Annotated in this window: 19 protein-coding genes and 1 pseudogene; 11 read left to right on the forward strand and 9 right to left on the reverse strand. The window is 61.5% G+C overall.

Going from position 1 to position 20869, the window contains the following annotated elements:
- The 9 genes and pseudogenes from purU to GGD46_RS23745 all read left to right on the forward strand — a co-directional run.
- A pseudogene (gene purU / locus GGD46_RS23705) lies at positions 1-138 on the forward strand (formyltetrahydrofolate deformylase); the annotation flags it as partial.
- A gap of 85 nt (positions 139-223) precedes the next feature.
- The gene (locus tag GGD46_RS23710) at positions 224-775 is read left to right on the forward strand and encodes a hypothetical protein (protein WP_184708583.1); all 552 of its coding nucleotides are present in this window, start codon (positions 224-226) and stop codon (positions 773-775) included.
- Positions 776-1018: 243 nt separating this feature from the next.
- Complete coding sequence (locus GGD46_RS23715) at positions 1019-3946, forward strand: aminotransferase (protein ID WP_184708585.1); 2928 nt, start codon at positions 1019-1021, stop codon at positions 3944-3946.
- Between the two features lie 508 nt (positions 3947-4454).
- Positions 4455-4649, forward strand: a complete 195-nt coding sequence (locus GGD46_RS23720; RefSeq protein ID WP_184708588.1) for a hypothetical protein — start codon at positions 4455-4457, stop codon at positions 4647-4649.
- Positions 4650-4925: 276 nt separating this feature from the next.
- Complete coding sequence (locus GGD46_RS23725; RefSeq protein WP_184708590.1) at positions 4926-5927, forward strand: P1 family peptidase; 1002 nt, start codon at positions 4926-4928, stop codon at positions 5925-5927.
- A 101-nt stretch (positions 5928-6028) separates the two neighbouring features.
- Entirely contained in the window at positions 6029-7558 is a 1530-nt protein-coding gene (locus tag GGD46_RS23730; protein ID WP_184708592.1) for an ABC transporter substrate-binding protein, read from the forward strand.
- 88 nt (positions 7559-7646) lie between these two features.
- Positions 7647-8600, forward strand: coding sequence for an ABC transporter permease (locus tag GGD46_RS23735; RefSeq protein WP_184708594.1), 954 nt, complete (start codon positions 7647-7649; stop codon positions 8598-8600).
- The gene (locus GGD46_RS23740; RefSeq protein ID WP_184708596.1) at positions 8597-9463 is read left to right on the forward strand and encodes an ABC transporter permease; all 867 of its coding nucleotides are present in this window, start codon (positions 8597-8599) and stop codon (positions 9461-9463) included. The genes GGD46_RS23735 and GGD46_RS23740 overlap by 4 nt, the downstream gene beginning before the upstream one ends.
- Before the next feature lie 19 nt (positions 9464-9482).
- Positions 9483-10874 (forward strand): amidase, encoded by a 1392-nt coding sequence (locus GGD46_RS23745; protein WP_184708598.1) that lies wholly within the window; start codon positions 9483-9485, stop codon positions 10872-10874.
- A 22-nt stretch (positions 10875-10896) separates the two neighbouring features.
- On the opposite strand, the gene GGD46_RS23750 is transcribed toward GGD46_RS23745, so the two are convergent.
- Positions 10897-11376 (reverse strand): Lrp/AsnC family transcriptional regulator, encoded by a 480-nt coding sequence (locus GGD46_RS23750; RefSeq protein WP_184708600.1) that lies wholly within the window; start codon positions 11374-11376, stop codon positions 10897-10899.
- A 124-nt stretch (positions 11377-11500) separates the two neighbouring features.
- Here GGD46_RS23750 and GGD46_RS23755 point away from each other — a divergent pair, with 124 nt between their 5' ends.
- Positions 11501-12466 (forward strand): DMT family transporter, encoded by a 966-nt coding sequence (locus tag GGD46_RS23755; RefSeq protein ID WP_210325696.1) that lies wholly within the window; start codon positions 11501-11503, stop codon positions 12464-12466.
- A gap of 38 nt (positions 12467-12504) precedes the next feature.
- Here the strand turns inward: GGD46_RS23755 and GGD46_RS23760 are convergent, their stop codons facing one another.
- The 4 genes from GGD46_RS23760 to GGD46_RS23775 form a co-directional block, all read right to left on the reverse strand.
- Positions 12505-12744, reverse strand: coding sequence for a hypothetical protein (locus GGD46_RS23760; protein WP_184708602.1), 240 nt, complete (start codon positions 12742-12744; stop codon positions 12505-12507).
- 75 nt (positions 12745-12819) lie between these two features.
- The gene (locus GGD46_RS23765; protein ID WP_184708604.1) at positions 12820-13674 is read right to left on the reverse strand and encodes an NlpC/P60 family protein; all 855 of its coding nucleotides are present in this window, start codon (positions 13672-13674) and stop codon (positions 12820-12822) included.
- A gap of 16 nt (positions 13675-13690) precedes the next feature.
- On the reverse strand, positions 13691-14035 hold the full coding sequence (locus GGD46_RS23770; protein WP_184708606.1) for a MarR family transcriptional regulator: 345 nt from the start codon (positions 14033-14035) through the stop codon (positions 13691-13693).
- A 112-nt stretch (positions 14036-14147) separates the two neighbouring features.
- Complete coding sequence (locus GGD46_RS23775; protein WP_184708608.1) at positions 14148-15539, reverse strand: leucyl aminopeptidase family protein; 1392 nt, start codon at positions 15537-15539, stop codon at positions 14148-14150.
- A 149-nt stretch (positions 15540-15688) separates the two neighbouring features.
- Here GGD46_RS23775 and GGD46_RS23780 point away from each other — a divergent pair, with 149 nt between their 5' ends.
- Positions 15689-16519, forward strand: coding sequence for a tetratricopeptide repeat protein (locus GGD46_RS23780; protein ID WP_184708610.1), 831 nt, complete (start codon positions 15689-15691; stop codon positions 16517-16519).
- Between the two features lie 60 nt (positions 16520-16579).
- Here the strand turns inward: GGD46_RS23780 and GGD46_RS23785 are convergent, their stop codons facing one another.
- From GGD46_RS23785 to GGD46_RS23800, 4 genes are all read right to left on the reverse strand, one after another.
- Positions 16580-17224, reverse strand: coding sequence for a LysE family translocator (locus GGD46_RS23785; RefSeq protein ID WP_184708612.1), 645 nt, complete (start codon positions 17222-17224; stop codon positions 16580-16582).
- A gap of 142 nt (positions 17225-17366) precedes the next feature.
- A complete protein-coding gene (locus GGD46_RS23790; protein ID WP_184708614.1) occupies positions 17367-18344 on the reverse strand; it encodes a type II secretion system F family protein in 978 nt (325 codons plus the stop codon).
- Between the two features lie 21 nt (positions 18345-18365).
- Positions 18366-19373, reverse strand: a complete 1008-nt coding sequence (locus GGD46_RS23795) for a type II secretion system F family protein (protein WP_184708616.1) — start codon at positions 19371-19373, stop codon at positions 18366-18368.
- Positions 19374-19381: 8 nt separating this feature from the next.
- Entirely contained in the window at positions 19382-20860 is a 1479-nt protein-coding gene (locus GGD46_RS23800) for a CpaF family protein (protein ID WP_184708618.1), read from the reverse strand.
- Between the last annotated feature and the right edge of the window lie 9 nt (positions 20861-20869).

The raw sequence follows: 20869 nt of genomic DNA on the forward strand, positions 1-20869 counted from the left end.
ATCGGCCGCGATGTGGAAAGCCAGGTGCTGGCCCGCGCCATTCATGCGCATATCCATTTCCGCACCTTCCTCAACGGCAACCGCACCGTCGTCTTTCCGGCAAGCCCAGGCTCCTACGCTTCCGAGCGGATGGGGTAAGGCGCAGCCGCCATCCCTTTTCTTTTCGCTTCGAAGCCCGATTTGATATTGCTGATATCGAATCGGGCCAGGGCAAGGAAAAGACATGTCATTCTATCGTGACGGAACGCTGCTGCTGACGGCGCTTCTTTTGGGTGCTCCAGCGGTGCACGCCGCGACGGCCGAGCAGGATCCCAGGAAGATCGATCTTGCCAAGCTGATCGAATGCACGACCTACGACGTGCCCAGCTACAATGAATTCGGCATGTGGCTGACCGGGCCTGAAAGCGCCGCCGCCATGAAACAATTCGGCATCACCGAGCTGCCGTCGAACAATCCTCTTCTGAGGGAATTCCAGCTGGCCGCACCGGTCCGCGTCTTCGGGCGCGAAACGAGCCGGATCGCCTTTGCCTCCTCCGGCCCGCTGGCGGTACTCGACGAAGCCGATCCACATGCGCTTGCCAAGGCGCTCGGCGTGACGGCGACGGTCGACCAACCGAACAAGTTCCTCGGTGCCAAGGAAATCCTGTCGAACCGGGAGCAGCTCGAAAACTCCGATACCGTTCTCCACACGGTCATCTCCCTCAACGTCTCCACAGACGACAGCCATCCCGGCAAGACGCTAGCCGGCTGCAGTTATGCGATCGAAGTCGAATAGCTGCAGCCGGGAGCGGGACGGCGATGCTAACCAACGTTTTCGCTGGAGGCTCGGCTTTCATCCTCTGATTTAGATGCGGATTCGTACTTCAGGTGCACCGGACGTAAAATCATAGCGACCTAGCCGCGTGCGATCTGCGGCCTATCTTCTCCCAAATTGCGCAGCGACCCTATCTGTTTTGGGTAATTTTCTTTAGAGTGGAATGGTTTAGTGTCGACGCAAGTGAACCATCCGGGGGATGCAATGGCCGACGCCACGCTCGTAAATCGTATGCAACTGCCAAGACCGGACATAACGCCGGAGGACGCGGCCGAAATTCTGCAGACGCATTACGGCCTGAGCGGAACCTTGACCGAGCTCGGCAGCCAACAGGACCGCAATTATCGCATCGACGCAGGCGACAACGCCTATGTGTTGAAGATCTGCCGCGCCGAGTATGAGCTGATCGAGCTTGAGGCACAGAACGCCGCCATCCGCCACCTGCATGCAAAGCCGGATGCGCCGCGCATACCCGAGGTCGTGCCGTCCCTGAGCGGTCGTGATATCCTCACCATCACCATCCGCGAACAGGACTATCTCATTCGGCTGCTCGGCTTTCTTCCCGGCCGGACGCTGACGCAGCGCAAGCATCTGCCGCCGGCTGCGGCCGCCGGTCTTGGCGCGCTTTCTGCCCGGCTTGCCCGAGACCTTGCCGATTTCGACCATCCTGGCCTGCATCGCAACCTGCAATGGGATCTGCGCAGAGCCGGCCCGGTCGCCGTGCAGCTGCTGTCGACCATAACAGACCATGAGGCGCGCGACCGCATCGCCAAGGCGATGGTGGCCGCCGTCAAGCGCATCCAGCCGCTCGCAAGCACCTTGCGCGTGCAGCCCGTGCACCACGACGTCACCGACGATAACGTCGTCAGCCATCCCGATGCCCACGGGCAGCAGGTGCCTGATGGTGTGATCGATTTCGGCGATATCATCCAGGGCTGGCTGGTGGGCGACCTCGCCGTCACTTGCGCCTCGCTGCTGCATCACGCGGATGGCAACCCCTTCTACATCCTTCCGGCGATCAAGGCCTATCATGCCGTCTATCCGCTGGAAGAGGCCGAAGCCAAGGCATTGTGGCCGTTGATCGTCGCGCGAGCGGTCATCCTGGCCGCGAGCAGCGAGCAGCAGCTCGCCATCGACCCCGACAACGAATATGTGCGCGGCAATCTCGATTTCGAGCGACAGATCTTCGATGTCGCGACCGGCGCGCAGCCGGATGTGATGGAAGCGGCAATCCTGCGGACGATCGGCTTCGACGTCGCCCCAATCGTAACGGACGGTTGGGCGCCGCTTCTGCCCGACATCGATCAGCAACAGGTCGCCGCCGTCGATCTTTCCACGACGGGACCCGATTTCGTCGACGGCAACTGGCAGAAGCCCGACATGGATTGGCGGCTGCTCGCACAGGCAGCCATCGCCTCCGGTGCCGCGGCAACCCGCTACGGCGAATTCCGCTTGTCTCTCGCCACGCCGCTGAGCATGGCGGCGCCGCAGAATTTCGCCTTGCACAACGATGTGTGCCTGCCGTCCGGCTCGGCCGTCACTGCTCCTTTTGCCGGGCTTCTCCAGCAGCAGGGGCAGCATCTCGTCCTGGTGGGCGAGGAGATCAGCCTACATCTCGATGGTCTGGAAAGTGGGCTCGAAGATGGCGCGGCGGTAGAACAGGGCGCCACGATCGGCACGGTGGGCAGCGAGGGATCGGCAATCGGCGGCTTGCGCATTCAGCTCTGCCGCGTGCCGGGCCTCGTGCCGCCGCTCTTTGCGACGGCGGATCAGGCGGACGGATGGTCGGCCATCTGCCCTTCACCTGCGGCCCTTCTCAACGCCAACTGCGAGGCGCGGCGGACGGATGCCTCCACGCTGCTTTCCCTGCGCCATGCGCGCTTCGCCAAGCCGCAGAAGCACTATTACGAGATGCCGCCGCAGATCGAGCGCGGATGGCGCGAATTTCTGTTCGACATGCAGGGGCGATGCTACCTCGACATGGTCAACAACGTCACCATGCTGGGCCACGCCCATCCGCGGCTGACGGCGGCCGTCGCGCATCAATGGTCGTTGCTCAACACCAATTCCCGTTTCCATTATTCTGTGGTCGCGGAGTTTTCGGAACAGCTCGCCATGCTGGCGCCTGATGGACTCGACAGCGTCTTTCTCGTCAATAGCGGCTCGGAGGCCAACGATCTCGCCATCCGCCTTGCCTGGGCGCATACGGGCAAAAGGAACATGCTCTGCCTGCTGGAGGCATATCACGGCTGGACGGTCGCGAGCGACGCGGTTTCGACCTCGATTGCCGACAACCCGCAGGCACTGACGACGCGCCCCGACTGGGTCCATCCGGTCATTTCGCCCAATACCTACCGCGGCCCATTCCGTGGTCCCGATTCGGCAGCCGATTACCTGGTTGATGTCCAGGAGAAGTTGCAGGCGATCGATGGGAAAGGCGATGGCATCGCGGGTTTCATCGCAGAGCCGGTCTACGGCAATGCCGGCGGCATCACCCTGCCCCACGGCTATCTGGCCGGCGCATTCGATGCCGTGCGCCAGCGCGGCGGCCTCTGCATCGCCGACGAGGTGCAGGTGGGCTACGGCCGGCTCGGCGAACACTTCTGGGGTTTCGAGACGCAGGGTGTTGTGCCCGACATCATCACCGTCGCCAAAGGAATGGGCAACGGCCATCCGCTCGGCGCCGTCATCACCCGCCGCGAGATCGCCGAATCGCTCGAACGGGAAGGCTATTTCTTCTCGTCGGCCGGTGGCAGCCCGGTGAGCTGTGTGGTCGGCCTCACGGTTCTCGACGTCATCAAGGACGAGAATCTGCAGGACAATGCCCGCGTGGTCGGCGATCGGTTGAAGGCCGGATTGATTGCCCTGATGGATCGCTTCCCGCTGATCGGCGCGGTGCACGGCACGGGTCTCTATCTCGGCGTGGAATTCGTCCGCGACCGCGAGGCATTGACGCCGGCCACCGAGGAAACGGCCGCAATCTGCGAGCGCCTGCTCGATCTCGGGGTCATCATGCAGCCGACTGGCGATCACTTGAACGTGTTGAAAATAAAGCCGCCGCTCTGCCTTGCGCCCGAGAGCGCCGATTTCTTCGTGGAAGCCCTGGAAAAGGTGCTTGCGGACGGATTCTGATGCGCCCGCCGCACCATTAACCATTGAGGTTATTTAGCGGCGAGCGAATTTTAGTGCCGCCCGGGCATTGCCGAATCTACTCGCAGTTCCTATCTGTCTGTCGGTGTTCGGCAAGCCGTTGCGACACGGGAAATAGCAGGGAAGTGGACGACAACCTTCCTCGTATTTAACCAGGAACGGAATTTTATTTTACCGATCGCCGACATTTTGACATCTTTAGGAATATGTTTCTGGGGATGAAATTGTTATTGTCCACTAATATAATAGACAATAACACACTATCCGCCGAGCTCCTTTCCGGAGCCCCATCAAGTGCAACGCCAACTAGGGACACGACATGCTGAATACTAAAGTCATCGCTTCGATCCTTGGGCGGTCTGTGCTTGGCAATGACCGCTCGGGCACGCTCTCCCGCCCGTGCTGTCGAATGTGACGTTCGTCCTCTTACCGGATTCAAACAGTCAATTCGCCATGTCTGCACCGATAGCGGTGCGGAGGGAGTCTATTTATGAAGAAGCAAGTTATCGAATACGCCGGCATTCCCGTCGGCATCGTCGTTCCTGATCAGGATCGGCTCAAGTTTATCGCTGTGAAGTATCACGTCCATGATCTGGACGAGCAGCGTTTCAGAAACGCGGACGAAGTGAAGCTTGCGATCCGCGATCTTCTTTCACGGCAGCAGGCACAACCGATCCATGTTTGATGGATCGGTTCACCTACGTTCTTACCCAATCCAGTCGCCAGCCTTCACCCTTTGATAGAATCAGGGTGGGGGCTTTTTCTTTGGCAAAGCCCTCACGTAAATTCGTCGGTCTTCTACGCTCACGCCATTCCATCTCGGCGCCTGGCGCCGCAGTGTCAAACTATCGCGTTCTGCCATAACGGCACTCTCCTCGAACAAACCCGTCTTGTCTTTTGAATCTCTTTGCGGTCCTATCGCCATGACGACCTCGCGTTGCAAACGGCGAAGGATTTTTCATTGGCTGCCCATCTCAACCTCCTGACCGATGTCGAAGGCGTCGCCGTCGGTCACTCCACCGATCTTGCGCTCGGCTCGGGCGTTACCGTCATCGTCTTCGATGAGCCGGCGGTTGCATCCGGCACCGTTCTCGGCGGCGCGCCCGGTGGACGGGACACAGCATTGCTGGATCCCGCAATGACGGTCGGCACGGTGGATGCTCTCGTGCTTTCGGGCGGATCGGCCTTCGGGCTCGACGCCGCGGGCGGCGTGCAGGCAGGCTTACGGGAGATCGGTCGCGGCCTCAAGGTCGGCGATGCGCTGGTACCGATCGTGCCGCAGGCTATCCTCTTCGATCTCATCAACGGCGGCAACAAGGATTGGGGGCTGCACTCGCCCTATCGCGATCTCGGCTATGCCGCCTTCAAAGCGGCGAGCAAGGGCTCCTTCGCGCTCGGCACGACCGGAGCCGGCACAGGCGCGACGACTGCGACAGTGAAAGGCGGCCTCGGCTCGGCAAGTGCGGTCAGCAGCAAGGGATATAGGATCGCTGCCATCGTCGCCGTCAATGCCCTCGGCTCCGCCACCATCGGCGACGGGCCACATTTCTGGGCGGCTCCTTTCGAGGAGAGTGGCGAGTTTGGCGGCCTCGGCATGCCGCAAGCCATCGATTCGCGCCTGCGACTGAAGGGCACGAACATCACCGCCACAACCATCGGTGCCGTCGTCACCGACGCGCAGCTGACCAAGGCCGAAGCGCATCGGCTGTCCATCTGCGCTCACGATGGCCTAGCCCGGGCGCTTTTGCCGACGCACCTGCCGCTCGACGGCGACACCGTCTTTGCCGCCTCCACTGCCAAGCACCCCCGCGAGGACATGCCGAGCTTCATAGAACTCTGCCATCTGGCGACCATCGTCATGGCGCGCGCCATCGCCCGCGGCGTCTACGAAGCAACGGCGCTGCCGATCGAGGGGGCACAAGCCGCATGGCGGGATCGATTCAGCGGATTTTCAAGGCCCTGATCGCATATGCACAAATATTCAGAATTGTGTGCGACTGCGAGATGACACTATCGTGAAAAACACCGCGTGCCGGAGGTAAGCGGCAAAGCAAGGGAACAAGGATGACGAAATTTTCACGCCCGAACCTTGGCGATATCGCACGCAGGCTTGCCTTTGGTGCCGCGCTTTCGACCGTCCTGCTCATGATGGGCCTGACACAGGCGCAAGCCGCAAAGACGACGCTCAATCTCGGCATGAGCGTCGAACCCACAGGCCTAGATCCCACGATCGCCGCGCCGGTAGCAATCGGCCAAGTGACCTGGCAGAACATCTTCGAAGGACTGGTTGCCATCGACGAAAGCGGCAAGATCGTGCCGCAGCTTGCCAAGAGCTGGGAAATTTCGCCCGATGGCCTCACCTATACGTTCAAGCTGCAAAGCGGCGTGAAATTCCACGATGGCCAGGCCTTCGATTCCGCCGCCGCCAAGTTCACGCTCGATCGCGCCCGCGGCGCCGATTCCGTCAATCCGCAGAAGCGCTTCTTTGCGGCCATCGCCTCGATCGACACGCCAGATGCCGAAACGCTTGTCCTGCATCTTTCCTCACCGACCGGCAGCCTGCTCTATTGGCTCGGCTGGCCGAGCTCCGTCATGGTCGGGCCGAAATCCTCCGCCAACGACAAGACGACTCCCGTCGGCACCGGCCCGTTCAAGTTCTCCGTCTGGGCCAAGGGCGACCATGTCGACCTGTTGAAGAACCCGGATTATTGGAACAAGTCGGTCGACGTGAAGCTTGAGAAGGTAACCTTCCGCTTCATTTCCGATCCGCAGGCAGAGGCAGCGGCGCTCAAGGCCGGCGATGTCGACGCTTTTCCGGAGTTCGCGGCGCCTGAACTCATGAATTCCTTCGAGGGCGATGCAAGGCTCACGACCAAGATCGGCAATACCGAGCTCAAGGTCGTGGCCGGCATGAACAACACCCGCAAACCCTTCGACGACAAGCGCGTGCGTCAGGCCCTGATGATGGCGCTCGATCGCAAGACGATCATCGAGGGCGCGTGGTCCGGCCTCGGGACTGCCATCGGCAGCCACTACACGCCGAACGATCCCGGCTACAAAGATCTGACCGGCACGCTACCCTACGATGCCGCCAAGGCGAAGGCACTGCTTGCCGAAGCCGGCTATCCAAATGGTTTCACCTTCACCATCAAGACGCCGCAGATGGCATATGCGCCGCGCAGCGCCCAGGTGATGCAGGCGATGTTTGCCGATATCGGCGTGACGATGAATATCGAGCCGACGGAATTCCCGGCCAAGTGGGTGCAGGACGTGTTTACCGGCCGCAACTACGACATGACCATCGTCGCCCATGCCGAGCCGATGGATATAGATATCTATTCGCGCGACCCCTATTACTTCAACTACAAGAATTCTGCCTTCAACGAGCTGATCAAGAAGATCCAGCTCACCGCCGACGTATCCGAGCAGAACAAGCTCTATGGTGAGGCGCAGAGCATTCTTGCCGAGGATGTGCCCGCTCTCTTCCTCTTCGTCATGCCGAAGCTCGGTGTCTGGGACAAGAAGCTCAGGGGTCTTTGGGAGAACGAGCCTATCCCCTCGAACGTGCTGACCAACGTATCCTGGGAGGATTGATCGCTTCTGCGCGATAATGCCGGCGGGCGGCCCCAAGCCGCCCGCCGTCGAGGTTCACGAAGCCGGCACGACCGGCCATGGACATGCTATGATCGTATTGCTCACCCGCCGGATTTTCGGACTGATCCTGACGTTGCTCGCGGTCTCGCTGCTGGTCTTTGCCGTTATGGCGCTGCTACCGGGCGATCCGGCTGCGATCACGCTCGGCACCTCCGCGACACCGGAAACGCTGGCAGCCCTTCGGCATGATATGGGCCTCGATCAGCCGCTGATCATCCGCTACGGCCAGTGGCTTGCCGGCGCGCTGACAGGTGATCTCGGCAAATCCTATACTTACGGCGTGCCGGTTGCGGATCTCATCGTCGAGCGGCTTGCCGTCACCCTGCCGCTTGCCGCCCTTGCCATTCTGCTGTCTGTTCTTATCGCCGTGCCCCTCGGTGTCTCGGCGGCCGCCAGGCGCGGCGGCGTCTTCGATATCGCAGCGGCGCTGTTCTCGCAGATGGGCATTGCCGTGCCGGGCTTCTGGATCGGCCTCTTGCTGGTCCTTCTGTTTGCTACTTCCCTTGGCTGGATGCCGGCCGGCGGCTTTCCCGGTTGGGGCAATGGTGTGGGGCCGGCATTGAAATCGCTGGTGCTGCCCGCCGTCGCGCTTGCGCTGCCGCAGGCCGCAGTCCTGACCCGGGTCACACGCTCTGCGGTGCTCGACACGCTGCATGAAGATTTTACCCGTACGGCGACTGCCAAGGGCCTGTCGCGCAGCCGCGTGCTCTGGGGACATGTAGTGCCGAATGCGCTGGTACCCGTGCTCACCATCCTCGGGTTGCAATTCACCTTTCTGGTCGCCGGCGCGGTGTTGATCGAGAACGTCTTCACCCTGCCTGGCCTTGGCCGCCTCGCCTATCAGGCGCTCAGCCAGCGCGATGTCATCGTACTTCAGGATGTCGTGCTGTTCTTCGCCGGTCTTGTGATCATCGTGAACTTCCTGGTGGACCTTTCCTACTTCGCCGTTGATCCCCGATTGCGGGCGGGAGGCGCAAAATGAGCCTCGCCGAGAGCAAGATCGCCGCACGCCCTTATCGCTCGCGTTTTCGCTCAATGCGGCGCGCGAACCTTATGGTCGGCGCGCTGATCATCCTCGCTCTTGTCTGCATTGCCATTGTCTCGTTGTTCTGGACGCCGGTGCCACCGGCAAAAATGCAGATCACCCACAAGCTGCTGCCGCCCTTCAGCTTCGGGCTTCTCGGCACTGATCAGCTCGGCCATGACGTTCTGTCGATGCTGATGGCGGGCTGCTGGAATTCGCTGTCGATTTCCGTTTCGGCCGTCGCGATCGGCGGGACCATCGGGACGATCATCGGCGTTGCTGCAGCTGCAGAGCGCGGCCTGTTCGAAGCGCTGGTCATGCGGGCCTGCGACGTGATCTTCGCGCTGCCTCCGATCCTCTCCGCGATGATCCTCGGCGCGTTTCTCGGCACCGGGCGCATGACGGCGATTATCGCCATCGCCGTCTTCATGGTGCCGGTCTTTGCCCGCGTGGCACTCGGCTCGGCGCTGCAGGCCTGGAGCCGGGATTATGTGCTGGCGGCGCGCGCCATCGGCAACACACAGCTTGCCATCACAATGCGCCATGTCCTGCCGAACATCATGGGCAGCGTCATCGTTCAGGCAACCATCCAGCTCGGTCTCGCCATCCTGACCGAGGCCGGGCTTGCCTTCCTGGGTCTCAGCGTGCCGCCGCCGGCGCCGACCTGGGGCCGGATGCTGGCCGATGCGCAGACCTATTTCCACGTCGCGCCTTGGCTCGCTCTTCTGCCGGGCCTTGCCATTGCGCTTTCCGTGCTCGGCTTCAACCTGCTCGGCGACGGGCTGCGCGATCTCCTCGACCCCCGCGAGGCGACGCGCTAATACACTAAAGAGATAGATCATGAGCGAACCGACCGATCTTTCCATCCTAGACCTCAGGCGCAAGTTTGCCGACAAGAGCCTGTCTCCCAGCGAATATTGGCTGGCGCTGGAACGGCATATCGCGACGTGGGAGCCGACAATATCGGCGCTCTATGCCTATGACCCGGAGGATGCCCGCAGGCAGGCGGCTGCCTCCACCGCGCGCTGGGCAAAGGGCGCACCGCTTGGGGCGCTGGATGGCATTCCGGTGACGCTGAAGGAGCTGATCGCAACCAAGGGCCAGCCGGTGCCGCTCGGCACGGCGGCCGTCGAACTCATCCCCGCCGCAGAAGACGCACCGATCGCCGCCCGCCTGCGCGAGGATGGCGCGGTGATTTTCGCCAAGACCACCTGCCCCGATTACGGCATGCTGTCCTCCGGTCTCTCCAGTTTTCACAAGCTCAGCCGCAATCCCTGGGACCCGAGCCAGAATCCGGGCGGCTCCAGCGCCGGTGCATCGGCTGCGGCTGCCGCCGGCTATGGGCCGCTGCATATCGGCACCGACATCGGTGGTTCAGTACGGCTGCCGGCGGGCTGGACCGGCATTTTCGGCTTCAAGCCAAGCCATGGCCGCATCCCGGTCGATCCCTATTATGTCGGGCGATGCGCCGGACCCATGACCCGCACGGTCGAGGATGCCGCCTTCTCGATGGCGACGCTGTCGCGTCCCGACTGGCGTGATGGCACCAGCCTGCCGCCGAACGAGATCGACTGGATGGATCTCGACATCAATATTCGGGGCATGACGATCGGGTTGATGCTCGATGCCGGCTGTGGCCTGCCCGTCGACGACGAGGTGCGCGACGCGGTTCTTGCCGCTGCCAAGTGCTTCGAAGAGGCAGGCGCGACCGTCGTCGATGTCGCACCGGTGCTGACGCGGCAGATGCTAGACGGCCTCGATGCCTTCTGGCGCGCGCGCTTCTGGGGTGACATCATGGGTTTGAGCGAGGAACGCCGCAACGCGATCCTGCCCTATATCCATAGCTGGGCGAAGGGTGGCGCAGATGTCAGCGGCGTCGATGCCGTGCGCGGCTTCAACCAGACGATCGAGATGCGCAAGAGCTGCAGCAAGCTTTTCACCGAGGTCGACGCCGTGCTCTCGCCAACCAATCCGATCGTCTCCTACCCCGCCGAGTGGGCGTCTCCCACCAACGATCCTGACCGGCCTTTCGAACACATCTGCTTCACCGTTCCGTGGAACATGTCGGAGCAACCGGCAGCCTCGGTCAATTGCGGCTTCTCCCGCTCCGGCATGCCGATCGGCCTGCAGATCGTCGGCCCGCGCTTTGGAGACATGCTGGTGCTGCGTCTTTCCAAGGCTTTCGAGGACTGGAGCAGCGGCGTGACGAACTGGCCAAAGCCGCCGGTATGAGCGATGCCTTCCCCGGCGTAAGCTAGTCTCGGGTAAGAGGCAGGGAGAGACCGACCTTCACACGGTCCATGGCGACGAGCGACTTGAACTTCGTCACATTTGGATTGTCGTGGAAGAGGCGGCGGCTGAGTGCCTGATACTCCGTCATGCTCGCCACCACCACGACAAGGACGAAATCCGCCTCACCGGTCACCTGGTAGCATTGCTGAACCTCCGGTGCCTGGAGGAAACTGCGCTTTATCGCATTGATAAGCTCGTAGCGTTCGTCGGCGATCTGGACTTCGACGATGATGGTGATCGGCAAAGCAACGGCTGTCGGATCGATAACGGCAATATTCGCCTCGATGACGCCATTTTCCTGCATGCGCTTGATACGTCTCTGCACGGCCGGCGCCGAGAGATGGATCCGTTCGCCGATCTGGCGCTGCGGAACAGTGCTGTCCTTTTGGAGGATCTCGAGAATAGCCACATCGAATTCGTCGAGATCGGCCGATTTGCGCATTTCAAAATATCCTTACCGCAAAGAGGAAACAAAATTGCACGGAAGCCTGCAAAATGGAGCCAAATACTCGTTTCCCATGTATTAGGTTTGCGCCACAAACTACCTGACTTGCAAAGGCAAAAGAATGTCACGCCCCGGCATCGATTACGATACGCACTCTCATGACTTTCGCGAAGAAGCGGAGGCAAGCCTTCCAGCCGCAGGCAAGGCCGCATCCGACGACTCGAAGGGATTTGTCTTAGGGTTGGTCGCGATGGTGCTGGCGGCACTTGCGATGAGCATCTCGCCCAGCCTTGTGCGCCTCGCCGACGTCGGTCCTTTCGCCAGCGCCTTCTGGCGCGTCTTCCTGGCGCTGCCGATCCTTTGGGTCTGGATGCGCTATGCCGAGGCGGCGGAGCCCGCTGCACCTCGCGCCAGCTTCACCTTGGCGACGGTCCTTGCCGGGATGGCCTTCACCGGAGACCTGTTCTTCTGGCACATCTCCATCCTGCGGACCACGATTGCCAATGCGACCTTCTTCGCGACCATGGCGCCGCTATGGGTCGTCATCTTCGGCTGGCTGCTGCTGCGGCAGAGGGTGAGCCGTGCGACGCTCATCGGGCTTTTGGTGTGCCTCGCAGGCGGCACGGCACTCGTGGTGCAGAGCCTCGCATTCAACCCGAGCCGCGCGGTCGGGGATGGCCTCGCAGTTGTCACAGGCGCCTTCTTCGGCCTCTATTTCCTGGCCGTCGGCGCAGCGCGCGGCAGAACGAACGCCGCCCGTGTCACCTTCGAACTCAGCGTCATTACCTCGGCGCTGCTGTTCCTGGTCGCGATTTTCTTCGAGCCGCGAATCTTGCCGCAGTCGATCTCCGGATGGGGGGTGCTGCTGGCGCTTGGCCTTATCAGCCATGCGGGCGGTCAGGGGCTGGTCTCGGTGGCGCTCGGAAGGCTGCCAACGGTTTTCTCGTCCCTGGTCATTTTCCTGGAAACGATCGCGGCAGCACTGTTTGCCTGGATCCTGTTCGGCGAAAACGTCACGCTGATCCAGGCACTGGGCGGCGTCGTCATCATCGCCGGCATCTGGATTTCCCGGCCGCGCAGCGAGTGAAGGCGATTTCGCCGAAGAGGTATCGGCGCCAAGCCGCTTTATAGCGTGGCGGCGCCCTTCTGCTCGATATCGGCATGCAGGTCGTGCAGCGCCTTTTCGATAACGCGCAGATCGTCCTGAAGGCCATCATCGGCACTCATCGAGCTCTCGCTGCCGGCGCGTTGAACACCCCGCGCTTCGCTCTGCAGCTCCAGCAGCTTGTCGATCTTGCCGCGCCTGCGCAAATGACCGTCACGCAGAATGTCTCGAACCGTCTTTTCCATAGCGGTGATGGGCATGTGTCTTCCTCCTCTCGACAGGACATATCGATCAAGGGGATAACGGCTCAGACAGGGGACGGTTCCGAGCGATGATCAGCCGGCAAGACGACGGTAGCCGGTGGGATATTCGTAGAGCCAGCCGATACGCTCCACGGCGGCGGCGAAATTTTCACGAGCGACGGTCATCGTATGGCCGTTGGCATGAACCATGGTCTCCGGGTCTTCCATGATCGCGACATGGCCCTTCCAGAAGACGAAATCGCCGCGCTTCAGCTCTTCGCGGTCAATGGGCTCACCCAGGCCGGCCGCCTGCATGTCGGTATCGCGGGGAGCGGCACGCCCCGTCATCAATAGCGCCAGCTGCACCAGCCCGGAGCAATCGATGCCGAGGCCGGAACGACCACCCCAGAGATAGGGTGTCCCGAGAAAACGCAGGGCGACATCGACATAGTCACCACCGGCGCTCTCACCGATCGGCTGGACATGTTTGGCGAAGATGGCGGTGCCGTCGTCGAGGACGGCGTAGTGATTGCCCCGCGCCTCGGCGGTGCCGGCAATCCGCACGCGGCTCCCCATCGACAGCACGGCAGCATGCGGCTTGCGCAACTCCGGCTCGGGATAGATGAAGGTGCGCTGCGGCACGACGATATGGGTCGCAGCGGCAGCCCCTTCCATGAGTGCCGTTTCGGGCAGATAGCCGACATAACCGTCCGCGATCGCCTTGACCCAGCACCAGCCGCCGCTGCGCTCGAAAACCAGCACTTCCTCGCCCATCAGCAGCTCTGTATCGATACCTGTGGCGAGATTCGGCTTCGGACGAAGTGCGACGACGGGAATCGAGACCGCTGCCATGCTGCCTTCGACGAAACGTTCGGCTTCAACCTTCCCTCTCAGAGAGGCTTCGGCAAGATCAGGTCTGAAAGCGTTTAGGCGACGGTCGAGCATCATGAAGCTATTCCCGAATTCACAGTTTGCGGCCATGCTCGATGACGAGATCGCCGAGTTTTTCCAGATAGAGCGCACCGGTGACCGTGCGCTTGATGATGACATTGCGGCGATCACGCTCGTCGCGGACGCGGTCGACCAATCCCATCTCACCCATGGTGTCAAGCGCCCGGGTGATGACCGGCTTGGTGACGCCGAGCGTCGCGGCCAGTCCGCGCACGGTATGCGGCGGCGGCACGAGATAGATCTGCAGCAGGATCGCCGTCTGCCGCAGCGTCAAATCATGATCCTCGCGGCGCACCTGAGCGAGCGTCACGCCATGCCAGAGGCCAAGGGCCTGTGAGGCGGAGAGATCTAGCGGCACGGACAACCCCGAAAATCGTTACGCTGCCGTTCCAGTTTCGGCCAAGATCATGGCGGATTCAAGGGGAATTCACCCCCTCTCCTGCAATGCGGGTGGAGGGGGTGGCTGTGTTTTAACGCACGCTCTGTCTGATGTGGTGATACAGCGCACGGATCGCCTGTGCCTCGCCGCCGCCTGGCGAATGCGGACGCTCGCTCGGAGCCCATCCGAAAATATCGAAGTGCACCCAGCTCGGCGTTTTGGTGACGAAGCGCTTGAGGAACAGGGCTGCCGTGATAGACCCTGCCATGCCGCCGGCAGGCGCATTGGTGATATCGGCGAATTTCGTGCGGATATCCTTGTCGTAGCCCATGTGGAGCGGCATGCGCCACAGCGGGTCGTCCGTTTCAAGGCTCGCTTCGGTCAGATCGCTGGCGAGTTCGCTGTCGTCGGTGAAGAAAGGCGGCAGGTCGGGGCCGAGCGCGACGCGGGCCGCGCCCGTCAGCGTCGCCATGTCGATCATCAGATCCGGCGCATCCTCATCGGCATAGGCAAGCGCATCGGCGAGGATCAGCCGACCCTCTGCATCGGTATTGTCGATCTGAACCGTCAGGCCCTTGCGGCTCTTGTAGATGTCGCCGGGGCGGAAAGCGTTGGCCGAAATCGAGTTCTCGACGACGGGAATGATGACGCGCAGATCGACCTTGAGCTTGGCGTCCATGATCATCAGAGCCAGACCCATGACGTTCGCAGCACCACCCATGTCCTTCTTCATCAGCAGCATCGAGGATGCGGGCTTGATGTCGAGACCGCCGGTGTCGAAGCACACGCCCTTGCCGACCAGCGTGATGCGGCGATGGCCCTTCTTGCCCCAGCGCATTTCCAGCAGGCGCGGCGCATCGGCGCTGGCGCGCCCCACCGTATGCACGAGCGGGAAGTTTTCTTTCAGCAGGTCATCGCCGATGATGACGGACATTTCCGCCTTGTAATGTTGGGCGAGCGCCCGGAAGGCAGCCTCCAGCTGCTCCGGCCCCATGTCGTTGGTAGGGGTGTTGATGAGGTCGCGCGCAAGAAAGACGCCGGCAAGCTGGCGCTTGATATCGGCAGCATCGGCATCGCGCGGTATCATCAAGGTCGGCGCTGGCGCCTTTTCCGACTTGTAGCGATCAAACCGATAGCTGCCGAGACCGAAGCCGAGCGAAAGGCGGTTCGCTGTCAGCGGCGCAGTCTCGATGTGCCAGTCACCGGCAGGCAGGCTGCGCGCGAGCTTGCCCGTGAGGAACGGCTGTTCGGAGGGATTGGAACCAAGGCCAAACAACGCGCCGCCGAGATGGCCTTCCGCCGTCGGGATCAGCAGCAGCGAGCCGCTGTCGGCCTTATATCCGGCCTTGTGGGCCCAATCGAGCGCGATGGGATCGATGGTGCCGGTTTCTATATGCGCCGGCGTGACGGCAAAGATCGGCAATGTTGCGCCACCCTTCGAATTGAAGGGCGTCGCGCGCTCGATGAATTGATAGGGGGCCATAACCATCCTTTGACAATGACTTCGGGGAATCGAGAGTTAACCGTCTGTTAGGGTTAACAGATTATTGCTGGAGCGAACATTGCGTCGAACCTTTCCCTGTTTCGATTCTAGGCCGGACGCAAGACTTTTGGATTCAGGGAAATAGCGTTATGTCCGCCGGTTCAACCTCGTCTTTGCTTAGAACCCTCCTTTTTCGAGGCGCTTCGGCCGCGCTTTTGACACTCGCCCTGGCAAGCTGCTCGACGACGGCGAGCAAGGACAACATCACCACCGGCTCGATCCCGAAGTCTTCGAGGCCGATGGACACGATGAATAGCACCGACCTGGCGCAGACGACCGCGACGTTCGGCAAGGCGTACGATGCCAACCCCAAGGATCGCGACGCGGGCGTCAACTATGCCAATGCGCTGCGCATGAGCGGCCGCAACGATCAGGCGCTTGCCGTCATGCAGCAGGTTGCAATCAACAATCCGAGCGATCGCGGCGTGCTGGCGGCCTATGGCAAGGCACAGGCGGCGGCGGGTCAGCTGGAACAGGCGCTCTCCACCATCGACCGCGCTCAGACCCCCGACCGTCCCGACTGGCGTTTGGTTTCCGCAGAAGGTGCCATTCTCGATCAGCTTGGCCGCTCCACCGATGCACGCGGCAAATATCGGGACGCGCTGGTGCTTGCACCAAACGAGCCGACGATCCTTTCGAACCTCGGCATGTCCTATGTGCTGACCGGCGATCTCAAGAATGCCGAGAGCTACCTTCGCTCGGCGATTGCGCAACCCGGCACAGACAGCCGCGTTCGCCAGAACCTGGCGCTCGTTGTCGGTTTGCAGGGTCGCTTCGCTGAAGCCGAGAAGATCGCCCGGGAGGAGTTGACGCCGCAGCAGGCGAACGCCAATGTCACCTATCTGCGCTCCATGCTGGCACAGCGCAACTCCTGGCAGAAGCTTGCTGCAAGCGGTGACGGCAAGAAGGCCATCCAGTAAACAATATCAGGCGAAAGCCAGCGGCGCCTTCTTTCGCAGCAGCGCCGCTGCGTCAGGTCGTCAGCGCCATATATGCCGCGGCAGGCCATCCATCACGAGCCTTGCTCCCAGCGCACCGATAATCGCGCCGGCCACCCTGTCGATCCACAGTTTCGATCCGACATAGAAGGCGCGCGGACGATTGGACGAGAAAGCCAGGGTGACCACGGTGTACCAGCCGACCTCGACCAGAAAAACTGCCGGCGGAACCGTCATCAGCAGCCACGGAGCTGGCGAGGACGGAAGAAGTGCCGCGAAGATACTGCCATAGAAGATGGCGGTCTTCGGATTGCTGAGCTGCGTTCCAAGCGCAAAGCCGAAGTTGCGCAGTATCCCTCCGGCCGCGGGGGTGGCTGGCGCATCGAGGGGAAGATCATGCGCGGCGTTGCGCCAGATGCGGATGCCGACATAGATCAGATAGAGGCCGCCGGCGACCTTCAGCGCCAGATAGAGCCATTCGACCTTCATCAGCAGCGCGCTCAAGCCGAACAGAGCGAGCGTCGCGAAGATGACGCTCCCTGTTCCCATGCCGAAAGCCGCCGCCAGACCCGCCTTGCGGGAACGGGAGACGGCAATGCGCGAAACCAGTACAAAACTCGGCCCCGGGCTGACGGCACCGATGAAAACTGCAGCAATGACACTGAAAAATACTGCTATGGATGACATGCGACCCCTCCCGATATGGCTGGATATCCGCTCGGTCGTCGGCGCTGCATTCTTTGCGCATTCCTGAAGAGACTCGATAGCGCCGCCGGCGACATCGGTGGTAGCTTAATCATTCTCCCGCGCTGCGGGCAAGCCGGAACGTTCAGAACTTGTCCAGAGCACGGATGATCGCCGGTCCGAGAATGACCGCCATCAGCACGGGCAGGAAGAAGACGATCATCGGCACCGTCAGCTTTGGCGGCAGCGCCGCTGCCTTCTTTTCCGCCTCGTTCATGCGCTCGTCGCGGCCTTCCTGAGCCATGACGCGCAGGGCTTGCGAGAGCGGCGTTCCGTAACGCTCGGCCTGAATGAGCGCCTGCGTCACCGATTTGACCAGCTCGATCTGCGTGCGGGCAGCGAGGTTGTCGAAGGCGGTACGCCGATCCTGCAGGAAGGAAAGCTCGGCCGTGGTCAGGATCATTTCTTCCGCGAGCGCCGGCGACTGCTCCCCCATCTCTTCGGCGACACGACGCATGCCGGCTTCGATCGATATGCCCGACTCCACGCAGATCAGCATCAGGTCCAGTGCATCAGGCCAGGCGCGCTTGATCGACTTCTGACGTTTGGTAACCAGGTTGGAGATATAGATGTTCGGTGCGTAAAAGCCGAGATAGGCCATGACGATGACGCCGAGGAGACGGATCGGCAGCGGCCTGCTGGCGAAATAGCCGAGGCCGAAGACCAAGAGCAGAGCAACGGCAAGAAACAGGAACGGCAGCAGAAACCGTGCCACCAGAAACATGTTCAACGCATTTTCCGAGCGCAGGCCGGCGGCGCGCAGACGGTTGACGGTGTTGGCGTCGACAAGCGCGTTGCGCAGATTGAAGCGCTCGACGATCTGCCTGACATTGTGGTTGTTCTGGCTGCGCAGCGTTGCCTTGCTGCCATCGGCTCCTAGCCGCGCCCGCTCGCGCGCCCGAATCTGCTCGCGCTCCGTCGAGACGGCTTTCATGCGCTTGTTGAGGTCGCCGCGCTCCAACATGGGCAAGGCGATCGTATAGAAGGTGGCAAACACCACGACGGCCACGACAATGGCCAGTATGGTGCCGGGATCGGTCAAGTTGGCAGCAAGATCGGACATGGGCTTGGCGGCTCCCCCCGCTCAGATCTCGAAATTGATCATGTTGCGCATGATGAAAATACCGATGGACATCCAAACGCCTGCGCACATCAGGATCAGGTGGCCGCGCGGATCGGTAAAGAGGACCGTCATATATTGTGGCGACGTCAGAGAGACGAGCGTCATGACGATGAAGGGCAACGCGCCGATGATGACGGCGGAGGCCTTTGCCTCCATCGACAACGCCTGGACTTTCGCCTTCATCTTCTTGCGATCGCGCAGCACGCGCGACAGATTGCCCAATGCTTCCGAGAGGTTGCCGCCGGCCTGCGCCTGAACGGTGATGACAATCGAGAAGAAATTCACTTCCTGAAGCGGCATATGGTTCAGCATGCGCGCGCAAGCATCCGGCATGCTGAGGCCTACCTGCTGTGCCTCGACCACGCGACGGAATTCCGTCTTGACCGGCTCGCGCGCTTCAGTTGCGACAAGCCGAACGGAATCGTTCAGCGGCAAACCGGAGCGAAGCGAACGGGTGATAACATCGAGCGCATTGGGGAATTCGTTGAGAAACTTGTTCTGGCGCCGCTTGATAAGGAAGCTGACGATCCATCGAGGCAAGCCGAACATGGCCGCGAAGGGCAATCCGAGGATGACCAGAAGCGGCGCGCCTACAATGAAGAGGATGAACATCATGAACAGGCCGAACAGCACGCTGATGAGATAGAAGCGCGACGGCGTCAGCGACAACCCGGCTTGTCCAAGTCGAGCCTTCAACGATTGCTTCTGCTTCGTGTTTTCCGACTGCCGCTTTTCCAGATCCTTGAGCGAATCCTGAACCGATTTGCGCCGCTTGGACATTTCCTGAACGCGATCGCGCGCCGCCTTGACCTTCACGCGGTCGGTCTCGGCCTGTTTCACCCGGTTGACGCGGCTATCCGCCTTCTTCTGCGTTTCGATCCGCGAATAGAGAATGCCATAGCAAATCGCAGCCGCGGAAATAGCCGAGAGCAGGACAATCAGTAATACGACGGGATCGAAACCGAACATGGAAAATCCTATTGGCCCTTCTGCTCCATCTCGTCGAGGGCGGCTGCCAGGCGTCGTTCCTCGTTGTAGTAGCGGGCGCGATCCCAGAAATGCGGCTTGCCGATGCCCGTGGAGAGATGCCGGCCGACGATGCGGCCGGTTGCGTCCTCTCCCTCGATCTCGTAGCGCATGAGGTCCTGCGTGATGATCACATCGCCTTCCATGCCGATCACCTCGGTGACCTGTGTAATGCGGCGGGAACCGTCACGCAGACGCGCAGCCTGGATGATGACGTCGACCGATGTAGAGATGATCTCGCGCACAGTCTTTGCCGGCAGGCTGAAACCGCCCATGGCGATCATCGATTCGATACGGCTCAGGCACTCGCGCGGCGTATTGGCGTGAATAGTGCCCATGGATCCGTCGTGACCGGTGTTCATCGCCTGCAGCAGGTCGAAGACCTCAGGTCCGCGCACTTCACCGACGATGATGCGTTCAGGGCGCATACGAAGGCAGTTCTTCACGAGATCGCGCATCGTGATCTCGCCCTCGCCCTCGATGTTCGGCGGGCGGGTTTCAAGGCGCACCACATGCGGCTGCTGCAGCTGCAGTTCGGCCGTGTCCTCGCAGGTGATGACGCGCTCGTCGCGGTCGATATAGTTGGTCAGGCAGTTCAGAAGAGTCGTCTTGCCCGAACCGGTGCCGCCTGAAATGACGACATTGCAGCGCACGCGGCCAATGATCTGCAGCAGCGTCGCGCCCTCGGGCGTGATGGCGCCGAAGCGGACGAGCTGGTCGAGAGTGAGCTTGTCCTTCTTGAATTTACGAATGGTCAGTGCCGGTCCGTCGATCGCCAACGGCGGCGCGATGACGTTGACACGCGAACCGTCGGGCAGACGCGCGTCGCAGATGGGGCTGGATTCGTCGACGCGGCGGCCGACCTGACTGACGATGCGCTGGCAGATGGAAAGAAGCTGCGAATTGTCACGGAAGCGGATTTCCGACTCGACCGTCTTGCCGCCGACTTCGATGAAGGTTTGACCTGCACCGTTGACCATGATGTCGGCGATATCGTCGCGAGCGAGCAGAGGCTCCAGCGGACCGTAACCCAGCACGTCGTTGCAGATGTCCTCGAGCAGTTCCTCCTGCTCGGAGATCGACATCACGATATTTTTGATCGTGATGATATCGTTGACGATGTCGCGGATTTCCTCGCGCGCGGCCTCGTTGCCAAGCTTGGACAGCTGCGACAGGTCGATGGTGTCGATGAGCGCGGAAAAAACCTGCGACTTGGTGTCGTAATATTCTTCGGTACGCGCGGTCCGGCGCCGGCTGGGCGTCTGCATCGGCGGCGGCGCGACCTGCTGACGCGACTGCGACTGTTCCCGAGACGGTTCGATCAAGACTGCCGGTGCGGCAGATGCGCTTGCAACGGCAGGTGCGCGTGCCGGCTGAGGCACCGTGCCGCCGCTCTTTGCAGAACCGTCATTTCCGCGCTTGCCAAACATGCTTTCTTT

Origin of the sequence: Martinezella lusitana (genome assembly GCF_014207095.1) — a bacterium.
Lineage (GTDB): Bacteria > Pseudomonadota > Alphaproteobacteria > Rhizobiales > Rhizobiaceae > Rhizobium > Rhizobium lusitanum_B.

Excerpts from the sequence above, each read along its gene's own strand:
- GGD46_RS23710 (WP_184708583.1), top strand. The coding sequence starts at position 224 with ATGTCATTCTATCGTGACGGAACGCTGCTGCTGACGGCGCTTCTTTTG.
- GGD46_RS23715 (WP_184708585.1), top strand. The coding sequence starts at position 1,019 with ATGGCCGACGCCACGCTCGTAAATCGTATGCAACTGCCAAGACCGGAC.
- GGD46_RS23720 (WP_184708588.1), top strand. The coding sequence starts at position 4,455 with ATGAAGAAGCAAGTTATCGAATACGCCGGCATTCCCGTCGGCATCGTC.
- GGD46_RS23730 (WP_184708592.1), top strand. The coding sequence starts at position 6,029 with ATGACGAAATTTTCACGCCCGAACCTTGGCGATATCGCACGCAGGCTT.
- GGD46_RS23735 (WP_184708594.1), top strand. The coding sequence starts at position 7,647 with ATGATCGTATTGCTCACCCGCCGGATTTTCGGACTGATCCTGACGTTG.
- GGD46_RS23740 (WP_184708596.1), top strand. The coding sequence starts at position 8,597 with ATGAGCCTCGCCGAGAGCAAGATCGCCGCACGCCCTTATCGCTCGCGT.
- GGD46_RS23745 (WP_184708598.1), top strand. The coding sequence starts at position 9,483 with ATGAGCGAACCGACCGATCTTTCCATCCTAGACCTCAGGCGCAAGTTT.
- GGD46_RS23750 (WP_184708600.1), bottom strand. The coding sequence starts at position 11,376 with ATGCGCAAATCGGCCGATCTCGACGAATTCGATGTGGCTATTCTCGAG.
- GGD46_RS23755 (WP_210325696.1), top strand. The coding sequence starts at position 11,501 with ATGTCACGCCCCGGCATCGATTACGATACGCACTCTCATGACTTTCGC.
- GGD46_RS23760 (WP_184708602.1), bottom strand. The coding sequence starts at position 12,744 with ATGCCCATCACCGCTATGGAAAAGACGGTTCGAGACATTCTGCGTGAC.
- GGD46_RS23765 (WP_184708604.1), bottom strand. The coding sequence starts at position 13,674 with ATGATGCTCGACCGTCGCCTAAACGCTTTCAGACCTGATCTTGCCGAA.
- GGD46_RS23775 (WP_184708608.1), bottom strand. The coding sequence starts at position 15,539 with ATGGCCCCCTATCAATTCATCGAGCGCGCGACGCCCTTCAATTCGAAG.
- GGD46_RS23780 (WP_184708610.1), top strand. The coding sequence starts at position 15,689 with ATGTCCGCCGGTTCAACCTCGTCTTTGCTTAGAACCCTCCTTTTTCGA.
- GGD46_RS23785 (WP_184708612.1), bottom strand. The coding sequence starts at position 17,224 with ATGTCATCCATAGCAGTATTTTTCAGTGTCATTGCTGCAGTTTTCATC.
- GGD46_RS23790 (WP_184708614.1), bottom strand. The coding sequence starts at position 18,344 with ATGTCCGATCTTGCTGCCAACTTGACCGATCCCGGCACCATACTGGCC.
- GGD46_RS23795 (WP_184708616.1), bottom strand. The coding sequence starts at position 19,373 with ATGTTCGGTTTCGATCCCGTCGTATTACTGATTGTCCTGCTCTCGGCT.
- GGD46_RS23800 (WP_184708618.1), bottom strand. The coding sequence starts at position 20,860 with ATGTTTGGCAAGCGCGGAAATGACGGTTCTGCAAAGAGCGGCGGCACG.